Source organism: Synechococcus sp. CS-197, from assembly GCF_025128215.1.
In the GTDB taxonomy this organism is placed as follows: domain Bacteria; phylum Cyanobacteriota; class Cyanobacteriia; order PCC-6307; family Cyanobiaceae; genus Synechococcus_C.
Genome location: NZ_JAHLZC010000011.1, coordinates 99,879 through 116,562, shown reverse-complemented (window position 1 = coordinate 116,562; position 16,684 = coordinate 99,879). Strand labels below are relative to the sequence as shown.

Annotated in this window: 17 protein-coding genes; 8 read left to right on the top strand and 9 right to left on the bottom strand. The window is 61.2% G+C overall.

Features of this window, described 5'->3' with window-relative positions; genetic code table 11:
* The 4 genes from bioB to KQ296_RS04580 are packed head-to-tail and all read left to right on the top strand — an operon-like array spanning nt 1 to nt 3,422.
* The gene (gene bioB, locus KQ296_RS04595; RefSeq protein ID WP_011933433.1) at nt 1–978 is read left to right on the top strand and encodes a biotin synthase BioB; all 978 of its coding nucleotides are present in this window, start codon (nt 1–3) and stop codon (nt 976–978) included.
* Nucleotides 975–1,928, top strand: coding sequence for a rhodanese-related sulfurtransferase (locus KQ296_RS04590; protein WP_011933432.1), 954 nt, complete (start codon nt 975–977; stop codon nt 1,926–1,928). The genes bioB and KQ296_RS04590 overlap by 4 nt, the downstream gene beginning before the upstream one ends.
* On the top strand, nt 1,925–2,920 hold the full coding sequence (locus tag KQ296_RS04585) for a DUF952 domain-containing protein (protein ID WP_011933431.1): 996 nt from the start codon (nt 1,925–1,927) through the stop codon (nt 2,918–2,920). Before KQ296_RS04590 ends, KQ296_RS04585 begins: the two co-directional genes overlap by 4 nt.
* Nucleotides 2,921–2,924: 4 nt before the next feature.
* On the top strand, nt 2,925–3,422 hold the full coding sequence (locus KQ296_RS04580; protein ID WP_011933430.1) for a hypothetical protein: 498 nt from the start codon (nt 2,925–2,927) through the stop codon (nt 3,420–3,422).
* On the opposite strand, the gene lipA is transcribed toward KQ296_RS04580, so the two are convergent.
* Nucleotides 3,407–4,306 (bottom strand): lipoyl synthase, encoded by a 900-nt coding sequence (lipA, locus tag KQ296_RS04575; protein WP_041428867.1) that lies wholly within the window; start codon nt 4,304–4,306, stop codon nt 3,407–3,409. The two genes, KQ296_RS04580 and lipA, sit on opposite strands and share 16 nt — an antisense overlap.
* Before the next feature lie 17 nt (nt 4,307–4,323).
* On the bottom strand, nt 4,324–4,902 hold the full coding sequence (gene recR / locus KQ296_RS04570) for a recombination mediator RecR (RefSeq protein WP_370593953.1): 579 nt from the start codon (nt 4,900–4,902) through the stop codon (nt 4,324–4,326).
* A gap of 95 nt (nt 4,903–4,997) precedes the next feature.
* Between recR and psbP the strand changes: the two genes are divergently transcribed.
* The 3 genes from psbP (at nt 4,998) to KQ296_RS04555 (ending at nt 7,132) form a co-directional block, all read left to right on the top strand.
* Nucleotides 4,998–5,552 carry a photosystem II reaction center PsbP gene (gene psbP / locus KQ296_RS04565; protein ID WP_011933427.1) on the top strand — a complete coding sequence of 185 codons (555 nt, stop codon included), beginning with the start codon at nt 4,998–5,000 and terminating at the stop codon, nt 5,550–5,552.
* A 70-nt stretch (nt 5,553–5,622) separates the two neighbouring features.
* Complete coding sequence (locus KQ296_RS04560; protein WP_011933426.1) at nt 5,623–6,945, top strand: NHLP bacteriocin system secretion protein; 1,323 nt, start codon at nt 5,623–5,625, stop codon at nt 6,943–6,945.
* 13 nt (nt 6,946–6,958) lie between these two features.
* Nucleotides 6,959–7,132, top strand: a complete 174-nt coding sequence (locus tag KQ296_RS04555; protein WP_186471396.1) for a hypothetical protein — start codon at nt 6,959–6,961, stop codon at nt 7,130–7,132.
* Here KQ296_RS04555 and KQ296_RS04550 read toward each other — a convergent pair.
* Genes KQ296_RS04550 through KQ296_RS04525 form a run of 6 tightly spaced genes read right to left on the bottom strand, consistent with a single transcriptional unit; the run spans nt 7,115 to nt 16,010 of the window.
* Nucleotides 7,115–8,977 carry a TolC family protein gene (locus KQ296_RS04550; RefSeq protein ID WP_011933424.1) on the bottom strand — a complete coding sequence of 621 codons (1,863 nt, stop codon included), beginning with the start codon at nt 8,975–8,977 and terminating at the stop codon, nt 7,115–7,117. The two genes, KQ296_RS04555 and KQ296_RS04550, sit on opposite strands and share 18 nt — an antisense overlap.
* A gap of 14 nt (nt 8,978–8,991) precedes the next feature.
* The gene (locus KQ296_RS04545; RefSeq protein WP_011933423.1) at nt 8,992–10,128 is read right to left on the bottom strand and encodes an FUSC family protein; all 1,137 of its coding nucleotides are present in this window, start codon (nt 10,126–10,128) and stop codon (nt 8,992–8,994) included.
* Nucleotides 10,128–11,075 carry an aromatic acid exporter family protein gene (locus tag KQ296_RS04540; protein WP_011933422.1) on the bottom strand — a complete coding sequence of 316 codons (948 nt, stop codon included), beginning with the start codon at nt 11,073–11,075 and terminating at the stop codon, nt 10,128–10,130. Before KQ296_RS04540 ends, KQ296_RS04545 begins: the two co-directional genes overlap by 1 nt.
* A 48-nt stretch (nt 11,076–11,123) precedes the next feature.
* Nucleotides 11,124–12,029 (bottom strand): LCP family protein, encoded by a 906-nt coding sequence (locus KQ296_RS04535; protein WP_011933421.1) that lies wholly within the window; start codon nt 12,027–12,029, stop codon nt 11,124–11,126.
* A 54-nt stretch (nt 12,030–12,083) separates the two neighbouring features.
* Complete coding sequence (locus KQ296_RS04530) at nt 12,084–14,189, bottom strand: cation:proton antiporter (RefSeq protein WP_041428546.1); 2,106 nt, start codon at nt 14,187–14,189, stop codon at nt 12,084–12,086.
* 12 nt (nt 14,190–14,201) lie between these two features.
* Nucleotides 14,202–16,010 carry an ABC transporter ATP-binding protein gene (locus KQ296_RS04525; protein WP_011933419.1) on the bottom strand — a complete coding sequence of 603 codons (1,809 nt, stop codon included), beginning with the start codon at nt 16,008–16,010 and terminating at the stop codon, nt 14,202–14,204.
* A 98-nt stretch (nt 16,011–16,108) separates the two neighbouring features.
* Here KQ296_RS04525 and KQ296_RS04520 point away from each other — a divergent pair, with 98 nt between their 5' ends.
* Complete coding sequence (locus KQ296_RS04520; RefSeq protein WP_011933418.1) at nt 16,109–16,315, top strand: hypothetical protein; 207 nt, start codon at nt 16,109–16,111, stop codon at nt 16,313–16,315.
* 17 nt (nt 16,316–16,332) lie between these two features.
* Here KQ296_RS04520 and KQ296_RS04515 read toward each other — a convergent pair whose 3' ends face one another.
* A complete protein-coding gene (locus KQ296_RS04515; protein WP_011933417.1) occupies nt 16,333–16,683 on the bottom strand; it encodes an RNA-binding protein in 351 nt (116 codons plus the stop codon).
* Nucleotide 16,684 lies beyond the last annotated feature (1 nt).

Genomic DNA, 16,684 nt, shown 5'->3' with positions numbered 1-16,684 from the left:
ATGAGCGAACAGGTAGACCTACGCCACGACTGGACGTTGGCAGAGATTGAAGCGCTTCTCCAGAGCCCCTTGATGGATCTGCTCTGGAAGGCCCAGGCTGTGCACCGTTCGGCCAATCCCGGCTACAAAGTGCAGTTGGCTTCGCTGCTCAGTGTCAAAACGGGGGGGTGCGAGGAAGACTGTGCCTACTGCCCGCAGTCGATGCATCACAGCAGTGATGTCACAGGCCAGCCTGACCTCGAGGTGAAGGCCGTCCTCGACAGGGCCCGCGTGGCTGCTGAGGCCGGTGCTGATCGCTTCTGCATGGGCTGGGCCTGGCGAGAGATCCGCGAGGGGCCTGCGTTCGAATCGATGTTGTCGATGGTGCGTGGCGTGCGGGAGCTTGGCCTTGAGGCTTGCGTGACCGCCGGCATGCTCACCGACTCGCAGGCTGAACGCTTGGCGGAGGCCGGGCTCACGGCCTACAACCACAACCTGGACACCAGTCCGGAGCACTACGACAGCATCATCACCACGCGCACATATCAGGAGCGTTTGGAGACGCTGCAAAGGGTCCGACAGGCAGGGGTGACGCTCTGTTGTGGCGGCATCATCGGCATGGGCGAGTCGGTGCGTGATCGCGCCTCAATGCTGCAGGTGTTGGCGTGTCTCGATCCCCATCCTGAGAGTGTTCCGATCAATGCGCTCGTTGCCGTCGAGGGGACCCCACTGGAAGCCCAACCCAGCATCGACCCCCTGGAGCTTGTGCGCATGGTGGCTGTCGCCCGGATTCTGATGCCCCAGAGCCGCGTGCGGCTCAGTGCCGGTCGCGAGCAACTCAATCGCGAAGCCCAGATCCTTTGCTTGCAGGCGGGTGCCGACTCGATCTTCTATGGAGACTCTCTTCTCACCACCAGCAACCCCGCGGTTGAGTCCGACCGTGCCCTTCTCGCTGCGGCCGGAGTGCAGGCCAGTTGGCATGAGAGTGCCGCAGCATGAGTTCGCGGCCCCAGGCTCCATCGCGCTTTCAGGTGGCTGCGTTCTACGCCTTCACCCCACTGGAGCCGCACACGCTCGAGCTGTTGCTGGAGGAGCTTCCCGTTCTGGCAGCCCAGGGCCATGTCCTCGGTTCTGTGCTGCTGGCACCGGAGGGGGTGAACGGAACCATTTCCGGTCCTGAGGAGGGGGTCGGCTCCCTTCTCCAGCGCTTGCGCTGCCATCTCGATCTTGGCGAAGCGCATTTCGAGCGCTTTCAGGTGAAGTACAGCCGTTGTGATCGTCAGGCCTTCCGGCGCTTCAAAGCGAGGCGGAAAAAGGAAATCGTCACTCTGGGCGTTCCGTCGGTTGATCCGCGTGCGCGGGTTGGCACGTATGTGTCTCCTTCGGACTGGAACGCTGTGGTGGATGACCCGGACACGCTCCTCATCGACACGCGCAACCGTTATGAGGTGGCCATCGGCAGCTTTGAAGGTGCTGTTGATCCAGGAACCGACAGTTTCCGAGAGTTTCCTGAATGGGTTGAAAAGGAACTCCGCCCGCTGGTGGAGCGCAGGGCTCCGGCTCGGATCGCCATGTTCTGCACCGGTGGCATCCGTTGCGAGAAAGCCAGCAGTTTTCTGATGCAGAAGGGTTTCCCTGAAATTCATCACCTTCAGGGCGGAATTCTCAGCTACCTGGAGCAGATTCCCGAATCCGCAAGCCGCTGGAGGGGGGAATGTTTCGTGTTCGATCAGCGTGTCGCCCTTAACCACCAGCTTCAGCCAGGGCAGCACAGGCTTTGCCATGCCTGCGGCCTGCCGCTCACGCCTGAGCAACGGGGGCTGGAGAGCTATATCCCCGGGGTGCAGTGTCTTCACTGCCAGGACCGGTTCTCGGATCAGGATCGTGAGCGTTTTCGTGAACGCCAACGCCAGTGGGAGCAGCAGCACACAACCGCGCACTGTTCATGACCCCACTGCCGATTCTCTACAGCTTCCGGCGTTGTCCTTACGCCATGCGAGCCCGCTGGGCCGTTCTCGAAGCAGGCCTCTTGGTGCAGTGGCGGGAAGTGGAACTCAAGGCCAAGCCCGCCGCCATGCTGGAGGTGTCGCCGAAGGGGACCGTTCCTGTTCTGGTGCTTGCTGACGGGACGACCGTTGATGAAAGTGTGGATGTGATGCACTGGGCCCTGCACCAGGCTGATCCCCGCGATCTCACGCGCAGGCACTGCCTGACGCAGCAAGCCGAGATCCACGAGCTGGTGACGACGAATGATGGTGCGTTCAAGCATCATCTGGATCGCTTCAAATACACCGATCGCTATCCCGGAGCCTGCAAAGACCAGCACCAACAGGCGGGTTTGGCCATCCTGCATCGCTGGTCGCAGCGGATCGAAGGCCATGAAGGCTGGCTTCTCGAAGGGGGGTGTTCGCTTGCGGACATTGCCTTGTTCCCCTTCGTGCGCCAGTGGCGGATCGCCGATCCGCAAGGTTTCGACAGTGATCCGGGGTTGCAGGGCATTCGCGGTTGGTTGCAGGCCTTTCTCGATCACCCTGGATTTGAACGCTTGATGCAACGGGCCGATCCCTGGGCCCAGGGGGGGCACCAGCCCCATTTCCCCGCCGACGCCATCGCCGTCCCGACGGATCAACCTCTGTTTCACCTCGCGCTTGCCGAGGACTGGGCGCAGGCTGAGCGTGGCGGGCTGTACTCCATCTCAACGCGAGGGCTGTCCTTGCAACAGGTGGGCTTCATTCACCTGTCCTGGCGAGATCAGGTGTCCGACACCTTCCGGCGCTTTTACGCTGATGCCCAGGAGGTGCTCTTGCTCACTGTGGACCCAAGGCGGGTTTTAGCCCCTTTGCGTGCTGATGCCGTTCCCAGTGGAGAGCTGTTCCCCCACCTCTACGGCGCGTTGCCTGTGGAAGCTGTGACCTCGGCCATCCCTTACCCCACAGACTGACCTGATGCTGGATCAACTGGAACGCGAGGCTTGCAGCCGCAACCTGTTGCTGAGGCTTCAAGTCGGACGTCCCCTCGGCCTTTGGAGTCTGCGCTTGGTGGTGGCCCGCTCCAGCGGGGAGAGGCTGCAGTTGCTGGGAGAGATGAAAGCCTGGGCCTACGGACGTGCCGGTGGACTGCAGCTCGACACGCTGCGCGTCCTACCCGGTGCACCGGCGGGATGCGGGGATCTGATCTGGGCCGCGACCATGGCCTGGGCCCTGGAAGCCACCCCGTGCCGCCGTGCCCGTCTGCTGGCGATCCGCGATGACGATCGTCAACATCGGCGGCTCGTCCGTTATTTCCAGGCCAAGGGATTCCAGTCGGTTCGCGACGTGCAGGCGGCTCTGCTCGATCTCCCGTTGCGCATGGTCTGGGGCGGTGCCGGTGAACTGATGGTGGGCGACTGTGCCGCTGTGCTCGAAGGCGCTCTTGGCCGTTGGCGCGGTCAAACGGCAGCGTGATAGCTGCTGCGCACCAGTGGAGCGCTGCGCACCACTGAGAAGCCAAGCTCCGTGGCGATCTGACCGAGCTCCGCGAATGCATCTGGATGCCAGTAGCGGGCCACGGGAATGTGGGCCAACGACGGCCGCATGTACTGACCGATGGTGAGGCGCTGGCAGTCCACGGCTCGGAGGTGCTCCATGGTTTGGATCACCTCCTCCTGGGTTTCTCCAAGTCCGAGCATCAAGCCACTTTTGGTGGGGATCTCGGGTGCAAGTTCCCTGGCAGCGGCCAGCAGTCCGAGCGAGCGGGCGTAGGTCGCTCCCCGTCTCACTTCGCCTTGGAGGCGCTCCACGGTTTCCAGATTGTGGTTGAAGCAGACGGGTGAGGCATCCAGCACCGTTTGCAACCGTTGCCGCTGCACCTGGATCGCCTCGCGCTGGTCCGGCTGGCCGCCCCAGAAGTCTGGCGTCAGCACTTCAATCGCGATCAGTGGGTTGCGCCGGCGGATGGCCTCGATGGCACGGGTGAACAGGGACGCGCCATGGTCCTCCAGATCGTCGCGGGCCACTGCTGTGAGCACCACGTAACGCAGCCCCATGGTGATCACGGCATCGGCCACCCGCTCCGCTTCCATGGGATTCAGCAGCTCGGGTGCCTGGCCTTTATCCACCTGACAGAACGCACAACTGCGCGTGCAGATCGACCCACCCAGAAGAAATGTGGCCGTGCCAGCGGCGTAGCACTCGCCCCGATTCGGACAGCGCCCTTCTTCGCAGATGGTGTGAAGGGCGTTGGATTTCACAAGGGTCTGAACATGCTCAATCGCCGAGACGTTGCCCACGGGTCGCCGCAACCATTCGGGCAGGCGTTCTCGCGGTGGAATCGAGGAGTAGCGACTGATCTTCTGGCCCATGCCAATCACTCCACAGCCCGCCGCCCTTCCAACGCCCGGCTCAGGGTGACGTCGTCGGCGTATTCCAGCTCGCTCCCCACCGGAAGCCCATAGGCAATCCGACTGACGCGGGTGAACGGTTTGAGCAACCTGGCCACATAAAGGCTGGTGGTATCGCCTTCCACGCTGGGCGTCAGCGCCAGGATCACTTCTTCGGTGTTGTTGGCTGCGACCCTCTTCACCAAACTGGAGATCTGAAGAAGGTCGGGGCCGATTCCATCCATCGGTGAGATCAGGCCTCCGAGAACGTGATAGTGGCCAGAAAATTCCCGGGTGCGCTCCAGCGCCAGGAGATCGCGTGAGTCGGCGACCACGCAGATCTGTCCGTTGGCCCGTTCGGGGTTGCGGCAGATCTCACAGGTGGGCTCCGCGCTGAGATGGTGGCAGGTCTGGCAGTGGCCAACCTCCGTTCGTGCCGCCAGAAGTGCATCGGCAAAGCTGCGGATCTGCTCCTCCGGTTGGCGAAGCAGATGCAGGGCCAGTCGCTGCGCAGTGCGTGGTCCGATTCCAGGCAACCGCTCGAATTGATCGATCAGCCGTGCCAGTGGGCGGGTGAAGCCGCTCAGAACTCTTTGGCAAGTGTCTGAAATCTAGGCAGGCATTTGCACGGGCAGAATGCACCCATCCTGACGATGTCCCGATGCGTGTTCAGCTGCACTCCTCGCTCAGAACGTTGTGCGCACTTTTCTGTGTCTTGATGCTGACCGCTTGCAGCGGAGCAGGGGCCGGGCTCAACTCGTTCAAGAGCCCCGATGGACGCTATGCCTTTCTGTATCCGTCTGGATGGACGCGCGTGGCTGTGACCGGTGGCCCCCAGGTGGTCTTTCATGACCTGATCAACAGTGATGAGACCGTCAGCTTGGTGGTCTCCGATGTCGATCCAGACAATGACCTTGAGGGGTTGGGAAGTGCCGTTGCTGTCGGCGAACGTCTGCGTCGTGAGGTGATTGCCCCCGAGGGCAGCGGCCGTGTTGCCGACCTCATCGAAGCGCGCGAACGCGAGAGTGATGGTCACACGTTTTACGACCTCGAATACGCCGTTCATCTTCAGGATCGAGACCGGCACGAGCTGGCCACGGTTGTGGTCGATCGTGGTCGCCTTTACACCTTGGCCACCAGCACGAATGAAGCGCGCTGGACCAAGGTTCAGGGGTTGTTTGAGTCGGTGATCACATCCTTCACCTTGCTGATCTGAAGCGATGGCGTCTGCTTGAACTGTCCTCCTTGGTGCAGCAACAGGCGCCCGTCAGCAGCAGGATGACTTCATGACAACATCCAGCAGGGTTGAACGACTCCGGGGGCGCTGGAATGGCCTCTCGGAGCATCAGCAGGTCGGGGTCTCCCTTGCTGGGGTTGGTGGGTTGTTTGGCCTTTGGCTGATGTTCTGGCCTGTGCCCACCCAGGTGGAAGGCCAGGGCGTTTTGATTTATCCCGACAATGCGGGGATCCTCAATGCCCGTTCGGGAGGGCAGGTCCTGCGCATCGACACCAAGGTGGGAGATCGGGTGCGCCAGGGCCAGGTGTTGATGACCTTGTATCTCCCTGTACTGGAACGTCAGCTCGATCAGCAGCAAGGCAATCTCGAGCAGCTCATGTTGCAGAACGAGGAGCTCAATCAACGCGACGCTCTGCGGATCGCCACGGCCAAGGCAGCACTGGATACCGCTCTCGCCAAGCTTGATGATGATCAGAAACGTCTGGCCAAGCTGCAATCCACCTACACCAGCAAGCTCAAGAATCTCGATTGGCTGGCCCAGCGCGAGGTGGTGGCACCGCTCTCGAGGGCTGTGGTGTCTGCGGAGCAAGGCCTGACCACAACCAGTGTTCAGCTCGATGACATCAAGATTCAGCGCAAAGATGAGATCACCCAGTTTCAGCAGATCAAGCTGGGCATTGAAACCGAGCAACTCGATCGCAATTTTCAGATCGACGATCTCAAGCGCAAGATCAAAGTGACGGAAGCCAAGATTGCCTTTGATGGAAAGGTGATCGCCGAGCGCAGCGGAACCGTTCTCGATCTACAGGTGATTGCTGGTCAAACCGTGAAAACCAGTGACCGCCTCGGCACCATCGGCCGAAACCAAGCGCCAGGGGGCGATCAACGCAAAACTGGAGGCGATCTGATTGCTGTGTCCTACTTTTCTCCGGCGGATGCCCGTCGTCTCCCCCTCGGGCTCCCGGTTGAAGTGGTTCCACACTGGAACCAGCGTGGTCGTTTCGGTGGGATCGAGGGCAAAGTGCGCAGTGTGCTCACGCTGCCTGCAACGCAAGAAGACATCTCCACAACCGTGGGCAACAGTCAGTTGGCCGAAGAACTCGTGAAGGATGGGCCCGTGATGCGTGCCGAAATCGAACTGGATCGTCTCCCCGGCAGCGATGATGGTTATCGCTGGACACTGTCCCAAGGCAGTGGCGTGTTTCCGATCCGCGATGGTCTCACCGTCGATACGTTTGCTTACGTCGAATGGCGTTCGCCGATCACCTACATCATTCCCGGTCTGCGCTCGCTGACCGGTGGGTTCCGAACCTTCAGGATCGATCGCCTCTGGGATCTGCCATTCCTGCGGCAGCCCGGAACTCCACAGTGATGCCCTAATGCCCATGGCCATCCGTTCTCTTCTCCGTCAGGAACTTCCCTGGCTCATTTCCGAGATCGTTCTGCTGATGATTCTCTTGAATGCCAATCCTCCGGAACTGTGGTTTTGGTTGGTGGTGTTTCTGGTGGTGTTCGGCTATCGGATTGAGCGTTGGTGGTCGTCACGGCCGGGGAGCTGACCGAAACGACGACGCCTCCAGGGTGAGAGTTGTGGGAACCGCTTGCTGCGGATTGCGGGGCATGGGAAGCAGTTCCCTCAGCAGCTGGGCGTAGGTGACATTCACATCCACGGTGGCGATCAGGCGATTGACCAGGGCGTTCACCAGCTGGGTTTGGGTGACGGAGAGATCCACTTCATTGGCAAGTCCGGTTTTGTAGCGAAGGGTGCTGTCACGGAAGGCTTCCTTGCTGGCCCCCACGGCACGCCGTGCCGACAGCAGTTTGGCCAGGCTGGCCTCATGGTTCAGAAATGCCCGTTCAAGCCGCAGGCGGATGGCATTGCGGGTGGCTGCATAGGCCTGGGTTGCGGCCTGTTCCTGGATAGACAGCGCTTTGACGGCATTGGACGTGACACCGGCATTGAAGATCATCCAGTTGAAGGCCAAGCCGACCGACCAGTCGTATCCGGCGACCTGCTCAAGCGGCAGAAATGTGGCTCCGCAGCAGCCGTTACCGATCAGTGAGAAGTTGAAGATGCGCTCCACAGAAGCCAATCCGCCAACGGAAGCAAACAGGCTGAGCTGGGGAAGGAGCTGCGCTGCAGTCTCGTCTTGGCGCAGGGCCAGTGCCCGCCGTGTGGCAAGGATCGCGTCGAGTTCTGGGTTGTTGTCGTAAGCGGCCAGGAGGGTTTGTTCGAGATTCAGAGGCCAGGCTGGTGAGAGGTTGATCGGGTCAGCGGCGCTGGGAATCACATCAGCGGGCAGATTGAGAACGCTCCAGAGGGCTCTCCTGGAGACGGCGCGATCAGCAAGAGCCTGGATGAGATCTTCCTGATCCGTCGACAGCGTTGCACTGCGGCGCAGCAGGTCAACCCGCGGCACCAGACCGGCTTGCTTGAGATTCAGCGTGTCTTCCAGCACGATCAGATCCGTTCGCACCACGGCATCGCGGATCCGCACCAACTGCTCGTTGAGTTGAAGCTGGTAGTACGCCTCGCTCACCTCCAGTTGCAGGGTGCGCAGTTGGTTGGCGTACTGCTGCTGGACCTGATCGAGCCTGGCTTGTGCAGCGCGAACCCTGGGGGTGCGCGCGAAATCGATCACGGCATAGTTGAGTTCCAGTCCCGCCTGGGAGTCCACGCCGTTGGACACGGCATAGAGGCCACCGCCTGCGGGAACGAAAAAGGGACCAGCCTGCTCACCCTTCACCGTTGTGCCGTTGTTGGTGAGGGCAAGATTCGGTGACTGTCCCTGCTTGGCAAACAGGGGCCCGAATCCAAACGCGTTGTTGGCGTAGGGCGAATACGTTGTGCTGCCGCTCTGGAATCCCTCAGCGTCAGCAAACACGCTGATCGTGGGCCAGTAGGTGCCGGCCAGCGACGCCACCCTGGCGGCCTGGGCTTCGATCTGGTCACGCTGCACCTGCAGGGAGGGATTGTTGCGGAAGGCGATGGCGACCGCCTGCTCCAGGGTGACCGATTGCACGGGGGTGGCCTTGCTGGCGCGTTCCGGCAGGGCCAGGGGGCTGTCCGGCCGGCTGGTTTCCTCGCGCAACGGACCCTCCGCGGGTCGGTTGGCGTCCATCAGGTTGGCAGGGAGTTCCGGTGTCAGCAGGTCATCGCTTGACTCCAGCGCTGGTGCGGGGCCGAGCAGGGTGTCGAGGCTGTCGAGTTGCTGATTGAGACGTTCCCAGCTGCGTTCCAGTTGCCGCGTGCTTCCGCCCAGATTCAACGGCGCTGCCGCTGCGCCAGCCGGTAAGGGGGCGGAGCGAACAACGGCAGGCAGCACACCTCCGATCAGGGGGATCAGAAGGGTTCCTCGGATGGCGATCCTGATCAAGGAACTGTCCTGACGTTGATAGACCACGATCCTGCCGAGCTTCAGGGTTCAGGCCTTGAGCCAGTGACAGGCGTTGAGCTGGCCATCCCCGGTTTGCAATTGCGCAGTGCCGAGGCTGCGTGGTCGATCAGTGAGGCCCGAAGAACAATTTGCCGCATCCTTGCGGCAGCGATTGCCTGGGTTTCGTGGTCCTCGAGAGTGTCTTTTTCAAGACTGCTCATCAAGTGGCCTGAGGCAGCATCAAGGTTGCGGTTGAGGTGGCTGAGCGTGTCGAGATTGAGCGTTTGTTTGTCTCCCAAAGAGAGCTTGCGCAGCTCCCCAGCCAAGGTGTTGAGAAGGGTGATCAGCTGATGCAACACCTCGGCTTCTTGGCGATGCAACGCTTTGATCACGGCTGGGGACTGAATCGGGGCCGGTAGGCCCCGCAGCCCGTCCAGCACCGACAGCAGTTGGGAGCAGAGAAGATCCAGTTCGCTCCAGAGCTCATGCAAGGGATGATGTTCAGGATCGACGCCGAGCTCCAGCTGGGCGCTCTCCCTCTGGCTGCGGATGGCGTTGATCTGCTTCAGCAATGCTTGGCGACGTTGGCGTCGGAGGGACATCGACAACCGTGCCGGTGCGTCTTGTTCAAGACGGTCGGCTTCCAGTGAAAACTCCTCACCCAAAGCACTCACCATCGTGGCCAGGGCCTGATGCAGGTTGGGGATGCTTTTGCTGGGCCAGATCGTGCGGGTGGCCCAAAGCGACAGAACAATGCCGATGGCGGTCCAGAACAGCCGTGCCGTTCCCCAGCTGGTTTCCCCTGCTCCATGGACCAGCCAGCCCATGATCACGATGTTTCCGGCCACCTTGTAGCCAACCTGTAGACCGAGCGCTCCTCCCAGGAATCGCACCGTTGCCAGAGCCAATCCGAGTGCCAGCGCCAGGGGCATCTGCAGGTCGCGGGAAAAGATCATCAGCACGATCACCCCGAGCACACTGCCAAGCATCCGTTGGATGCTGAGATTGAGAGAATTGCCGTAGCTGCTCGTGAGAACCGCTGCGGTGGTGAGCGGGATGTAGTAGCCAAAGCCCATCGGGCTCAGCAGACCGAACCCCGCGCCTAATCCAGTGACCAGCGCCAGGCGGAGATCGGAGCGCAGCACCCATGGACGGGCTGTAGAGGGTGGCTTGCTCATCAGGGCTGGACTCGGTTCAAGAGCTGTTGGCTGCGGATCAGTCGTTGGAATCGGGTGACCTGTTCTTCGAGGGCGATGCGTTGAGGGAGCGGTAGCGCGGATCCGCTGGACTCCAATCTCAGGGCTTCGGCTGGGGCTCCCGGCCCATTGAGGTGAGCGCTGAGATAGTGACTGAGCTCGGGTAGCGGGTTGGGGCCAAGCTCCTGATGGACCCGCTGAATCAGGCGTTCCACCAGAAGCCAACGCACCTGCAGGCACCGCCAAAGGCTCATCCGTTGAGGCCAGCGCAAACGCTTCAGTGTGCGGGCCTGTCTCTCCCCGAGGTCGTTTTCAACGTTGATCAGGCGCTGCAATTCCAGAAGCTGCCGGGTGATGGCTTCCGCGTTGATGGCCGCAGGAGGAGGGCCTTCACCCATGAGCGCGGCGCTGTGCGCCTCCAGTCGTTGCTGCAGGCTGGCTTCCAGTTGCTGGTGCAGCTCCTGCATGCGAGCCAAACGGTTCTTTGGCCAGAGCAGCCGTCCCATCACCAATGCCACCGCGATCCCCACGAGCGTGTCGAGACTGCGGTTGAACACATAGCTCCAGTTGAGCTTGGTGTAGGCATCGATGCCGAGAAACATCACCGTCACCACAACGGCCGTTGAGAGTCCACTCGACCAACCCATGCGTCTGAGCACGGGGATCGTGATCAGCAAGCTGACCAGGATTCCGATCCAGCCTGAGAGAATGGTATGCACCAGAAAGGTGACAAGGCCTCCAACGGCTGTGCCGAGAATCCTGCCGCGCGCAGCCTGCAGGCTGTTTTCATCCTGGTCATCAACCACGGTGATGACGGCCAGCAAGGGGTACCAGAGGTAGGTGATGCGTTGAAAGTGCTGGGCGATGGCACAGGTGATCAGGATGCTGAGACCCAGTCGAAGACTCTGTCGCAGCAGATTGGCGTCCAATGCACCCCCAGCGTCGCCAGCATTCTGGTGGGCTGAAGGGGTGTTGGCTCAGAACAGCAGGCGGTAGCGCCAGCTGCTGGACTCTGTGGCATCGATGCCCTTGGGCCCCTGTCCCGGCCACTCTGTCTCCAGATAACTAATGCCATTGCGGTAAAAGGGGCGCGCCGGCAGGCGTTGCGTTTCCAGTTCGGTGAGTCCCATCGCCGTGATCAACCCTCCCAGCTCCATCGCGCCAAGATCCGTGTCGAGATTGCGACCCGCCGCATTGATCAGAGCGGGAAGCTTCAGCACATGTTGGGGCTTTGTCAGGGTGCTGAACAGGCTCTTCAGCACCAGTTGTTGGCGATCGAGTCGTCCAAGATCGCCTTCGCCATCATGGCGCCAACGCAGGAATCCCTCCAGTTCACGGCCGCGGAGCACCTGGAGGCCAGGCTGGAGATCGATCAGCAATCCCTGGCTGTTGTCGCGGTAGTAGAGGCGCTTTGGAACATCCACTTCCACGCCTCCCACCAGATCGCTGAGGGTGCGGATTCCTTCCAGATTCACAAGGATGTGATGGTCGATCGGACGTCCCATCAGCCGTGAGAGTTCTCTCTTCACGGCGTCCGCACCACCGCGAGCGAACAGCGCATTGGCTTTGAGCGGACCGAAGCTGCGGGAGTCGATGTAGCTGTCTCTTGGAATCTGGGTGATGGAGGTCCGGCCTGCCTCGAGCCGGATGGTGAAAATGGCGTCGGTGTTCCCGCCACCTTCATCCACTCCCAGGACCAGGACCTCGCGATTGTCGAAGACCGACCAGGCTGAGAATGGATTGCTGACGGGAATCAGCGCGGGAGCTTCCGCTTCCGGCATCAGCGTCCGGCTCAGCGGAATCGCCAGCAGAAACCCTCCGGTCAGGCCAGCGGCGGCTGCCAGGAGAAGGACGTTGGTTCCGACGCGCTGCCGGTTGTTCATCTCCTCAACTTAGGCCGTTGTTTCCCTGTTCTTAAGATTTTCTTTGTGTTGCGTCTAAAGCAGCGGGTCGCTGATCACCAAGGACCCGCAGGCCAGCTGGTTCACCAGATTGCTGGTGCGGTCGCTGGCGGGAATCGGAAGGCCTGCGACACGCCGGCGCTGTGAGCGCAGGATCACCAGATCGTGATCACGGCTTTTGCGGTGGATGATGCGGTCGACTCCCGGCCCCTCGCAGAGCTCGATGCGTAGGTCAAGTGCTTTGGCATCGCCTCGCGATGACCAGCTGAGGAGTTCATCGCGCATCCATGACCGGTCATGGCGATTGAAGCGGGGGTCGTGGATGTGCAGGAGGGTGATGTGGGTGTCACTGGTCTCACTGGCGCTGTCCTGAAGGCGCAAGGCCAACTCGAACTGCTCCCGTGCGTTGGAGGAGAGATCTTTGATTGGCACAAGGATTCTTCGGAATCCTGTGTTGGATTCCTTATTCAGATTCACCACCACCACAGGGCAGTGAGCGGTTCTGCACACGCCATCCACCAAGTCGCCGAACAGCCAGTTGCGCAGTCGATCGGGACGACCTGCGCCGATGAGAAGCAAATCAGCGCTTTGCTCAAGGGCGCTGCGGCTCATGCCGCCTGGAATGTCTTCATCCAGACGCAGCAGGCAGCGAGTGGTGACGGAGAGGCTGTTACCGATTGCGGAGGCTTCCTTGAGCCGCTCCCTTGCTGCAGCCAGAGCTCTGTTGAGCCCACCGCGGGCATCCTCGAGATTGGGGCTCACGAGAGCGAGGGGCAGCAGCTGCCCGCGTTGGTCATCGTCTCCTTTGAGCAGGCGTGCGGCGATGGTGAGAAGGCGCCCTTCGGTGGCTGGATTGGCGATGGGCACAACGATATTCAAAGGCCTTCGGACAACGGCTCGCGTGGGCGATGTGGCGCTTGCAGGCGCTGTTGTGCTGGCAAGACCAGGTTGGGAGCTGTCTTCGTCAGGTTCCATCAGCGCCACCACGGAGCGGGTGGTCAGCGTTGGGCCCAGGGTCGCCGTCACCACCATCACAGCGAGCACACTGTTCAGCACCGTGGCATTCAGCAAGCCGGCTTGGAATCCCACAAAGGCAGTGGCCAGGGTGGCGGCCACCTTCGGCATCGCCAGGGACCACATCAGCAGGATCTGGTTGTTGTTGTATCCGAACCAGCGACCCGCGCAGAGCGCGGCCAAGGCTTTGCAGCCCAGGGCACCAACCAGCATCAACACCGTGAAGTCGAGCGTGTTCACACTCGCGGCAAGGTCGCCGAGATTGAGCAGCAGCCCAAGGTGAATGAAGAAAATGGGGATGAAGAGCGCGCCGCCGACGAAAATCACCTGCTCCTTCACTCTCCCCTCGGGCAGCACCGAATTCACGGCGAGTCCGGCGAGAAAAGCGCCAACGATTTTTTCCACACCTGCCAGTTCAGCGCCGAGGGAGGCGATGAACAAAGCCAGCAACACCGTGAGAAAAACCCGGTTTTCGTCGGTGATGCTGCGCATCCAAAGCCGCCGTCCAAGCCATCGGATTGCCCACACCACGCCGACAGAGAAGATGGCGATGCTGGCGAACAGCCCGGTGATCCCTGTCGCTGTGAGGTTTCCGCCTCCAAGTCCCAGGGCGACCGCAAGCAAGAGCAGGGCGGCGATATCCGTGAGGATCGTGCTGCCCACGCTCACGATCACCGATTCATCACGCTGGGCTCCGTAGCTGCGCACGATCGGGTAGCCGAGGGGGGTGTGCGTGGCCATCAAGGCCCCAAGCAGCAGACTGGGGACCAAGGGGAAACCGAAAAGGCGGCCGATGCCAACCCCTGTGGCCACACCGAAGCCAAACACCAACAGGCCAAACCCCACCGAGCGGTTTTTCACCCGGTTGAACTCCTCAAGATCGATCTCCAGTCCGACGGTGAACAGCAGGTAGATCGCGCCGATATCAGAGAGCAGGGTGATGGTTTCTCCCTGGGCATCAAGCCATTGCAGGCAGTGGGGACCCACCAGCACGCCGGCTGCCAAAAGGCCCACGAGGTCTGGCAGTCGCAGGCGTCTGGTGAGAGGTGGCACCAGCACGGCGATGGCCACCAACAGGGCAAAGATGCCCAGGGGGTGCTCCATCATGTGTTGCAGTGATGCTGCCATCAGCCCCTGCGATTAGAGCGCCAGCGCCTCGTCGCTGCGCAGGCCGGCTTGCACGCGCCAGAGGTCTGCGTAGGCGCCCGGCTGATGCAGGAGTTGATCATGGGTTCCGTCCTCAACAATGCGTCCTTGATCCATGACGACGATTCGATCGGCATGACGCACCGTGCTGAGGCGATGGGCAATCACCAGTGTGGTGCGATTCGCTGTGATGTGCATCAGGGAGCGCTGAATCGCCGCTTCGGTGTCGTTGTCAACGGCGGCTGTGGCCTCATCGAGCACCAGGATCGGAGCATCTTTGAGGATGGCTCGAGCGAGGGCGATGCGTTGTCGCTGTCCACCAGAGAGCCTCTGTCCCCGCTCACCCACCACCGTGTCGAACCCATCAGGCAAGGCATCGATGAACTCGAGTGCTTCGGCCTGCCGGGCCGATTCACGCACCGCCGCTTCGCTGGCCTCGGGAGCGGCGTAAGCGATGTTGTCCCGCACAGTGCCGTGGAACAGATAGATGTCTTGGCTCACGAGGGCGATCGCCCGCCGCAGGTCACCGAGCTGCAATTGATCGATCGGAATGCCATCAAGAAGGATCTGCCCTCCGCTCAAGGGGTACAGGCGCAACAGAAGTTTCACGAGTGAGCTTTTGCCTGATCCGGTCGCGCCAACGATTCCCAGGGTGCTGCCTGCCTGAATGGTGAGATCGAAGTGATTCAGGAGCGGTGGACGCTCCCGGTAGCCAAAGTTCACGGCCTCGTACCGCACTTCACCCCGGATCTGGGCGTGATTCAGGGTCCGGGTGCCCCCCGAGATGTGGATCGGCGTGTCGATCAGATCCAGCACCCGGTGGGTGGAGGCCATGGAGCGCTGGTAATCATCCAGTGTGCGGCCGAGGGTGGTGAGTGGCCAGAGCAACCGCTGGGTGATAAACACGAGAAAGCTGTAAGTGCCCACAGCGATCACGCCCTGCCAGGCCTGGAGACCTCCGATCAGGAGGATCGCTAGGAACGCGAACAGAATCGCGAAGCGAATCAGGGGGATGAAGGCCGCCGAAATGCGGATGGCGCTGCGGTTGCAGTGCCGGTAGGCATTGCTCTCCTGCCGCAGTTGCTCCAGCTCCCAGGCTTCGTTGGCGAAGCTCTTGATTGTGAGCATGCCGCCGAGGTTGTTGCTCAGTCGCGCTGCCAAGTTGCCGGCCCGTTCACGCACCTCCCGGTACCGCGGAGCCAGTTGGCGTTGAAAACGCAGAGACCCCCAAAGAATCACCGGAATGGGCAGAAAGCTGAAGAGCGCCACCGCTGGGGCCACAACGATCATGGCTCCACCGACCAGCAACACGGTGGTGATTAGATGCAGGATTTCATTGGCACCGTGATCGAGAAAGCGTTCGAGCTGGTTGATGTCGTCGTTGAGAACGGTCAGCAAACGGCCCGTGCTGTCGCGCTCAAAAAAATCCATCTCCAGCTTCTGGAGATGGTCGTAGGCCTCAAGGCGCAGGCTGTGCTGCGTGGATTGGGCCAAATTGCGCCATAACACCCCGTAGAGATATTCGAACAGGGATTCAGCTGTCCAGACGATGAAGGACAGGCCTGCCAGCACGGTGAGCTGGGTTGGCACCGTGGTGGCCCCTAACTGGGCGAGCCAGGACGTGTCTTGTTGAACGACCACATCCACCGCAAGGCCAATCAGCACAGGGGGGGCAAGGTCGAAGATCTTGTTGATCACTGAGCAGCTGGCTGCCAGCCAGACCCTGCGCCGGTAGGGCCTCAGGTGGAGAATCAGCCGGCTCAGTGCGGCTGGAGGTCGGGCTGGAGCAACAGAAGACGGCATCTGCGAAACCTGCAGTCTCTGTATTCAAGCGTTGTGTTTCACCTGAACATCCACAGGGTCACAGGCGCTGTAGACCGGAAGGAGAACGAGGAGGACCTATGGCCCGTTCACGCGAGACCACGCGATTCAATCGTTATTTGGCGAAGAAGCATCGTCAGGTGCTGCGGGGACAGATTCGCTCACAGCGCGACAACGACGCTGCCCATACCGTTCCTGTGATTGACCACAGCGATCGGCTGATGGATCGTGCCATCAGCAGGGATCAGTCTCTGGATTTGCTTCTGGAGGAAGAGCCGGCTCGCTGAGCCGGCTCAGGCAACGATCACCAGCGGTTTCCACCACCGTCGTAACCGCCACCGCCACCGCCGCCACCGCCGTAGCCACCGCCACCGCCGTAGCCACCGCGGCCGCCGCCACCGCCACCGGTGCGTTCGCGAGGAGTGGCCTTGTTCACACGGATCATGCGACCCATCCACTCAACGTTTTGAAGGTCATCGATGGCCTTCTGCTCGTCTTCGTCGCTGTTCATTTCCACAAAGCCGAATCCGCGCTTGCGGCCGGTTTCGCGATCAAGGGGAAGACTGGCGCTCTTCACCTCGCCGTACTGGCTGAACAGATCGAGCAGATCTTCCTGCTCGGCCTGAAAGGAGAGGTTGCCGATGTAGATGGTCATT

Excerpts from the sequence above, each read along its gene's own strand:
- KQ296_RS04555 (WP_186471396.1), top strand. The coding sequence starts at position 6,959 with ATGGCCATCCGTTCTCTTCTCCGTCAGGAACTTCCCTGGCTCATTTCC.
- psbP (WP_011933427.1), top strand. The coding sequence starts at position 4,998 with ATGCGTGTTCAGCTGCACTCCTCGCTCAGAACGTTGTGCGCACTTTTC.
- KQ296_RS04545 (WP_011933423.1), bottom strand. The coding sequence starts at position 10,128 with ATGAGCAAGCCACCCTCTACAGCCCGTCCATGGGTGCTGCGCTCCGAT.
- KQ296_RS04560 (WP_011933426.1), top strand. The coding sequence starts at position 5,623 with ATGACAACATCCAGCAGGGTTGAACGACTCCGGGGGCGCTGGAATGGC.
- KQ296_RS04525 (WP_011933419.1), bottom strand. The coding sequence starts at position 16,010 with ATGCCGTCTTCTGTTGCTCCAGCCCGACCTCCAGCCGCACTGAGCCGG.
- KQ296_RS04590 (WP_011933432.1), top strand. The coding sequence starts at position 975 with ATGAGTTCGCGGCCCCAGGCTCCATCGCGCTTTCAGGTGGCTGCGTTC.
- KQ296_RS04580 (WP_011933430.1), top strand. The coding sequence starts at position 2,925 with ATGCTGGATCAACTGGAACGCGAGGCTTGCAGCCGCAACCTGTTGCTG.
- bioB (WP_011933433.1), top strand. The coding sequence starts at position 1 with ATGAGCGAACAGGTAGACCTACGCCACGACTGGACGTTGGCAGAGATT.
- KQ296_RS04520 (WP_011933418.1), top strand. The coding sequence starts at position 16,109 with ATGGCCCGTTCACGCGAGACCACGCGATTCAATCGTTATTTGGCGAAG.
- KQ296_RS04530 (WP_041428546.1), bottom strand. The coding sequence starts at position 14,189 with ATGGCAGCATCACTGCAACACATGATGGAGCACCCCCTGGGCATCTTT.
- KQ296_RS04535 (WP_011933421.1), bottom strand. The coding sequence starts at position 12,029 with ATGAACAACCGGCAGCGCGTCGGAACCAACGTCCTTCTCCTGGCAGCC.
- KQ296_RS04585 (WP_011933431.1), top strand. The coding sequence starts at position 1,925 with ATGACCCCACTGCCGATTCTCTACAGCTTCCGGCGTTGTCCTTACGCC.
- KQ296_RS04515 (WP_011933417.1), bottom strand. The coding sequence starts at position 16,683 with ATGACCATCTACATCGGCAACCTCTCCTTTCAGGCCGAGCAGGAAGAT.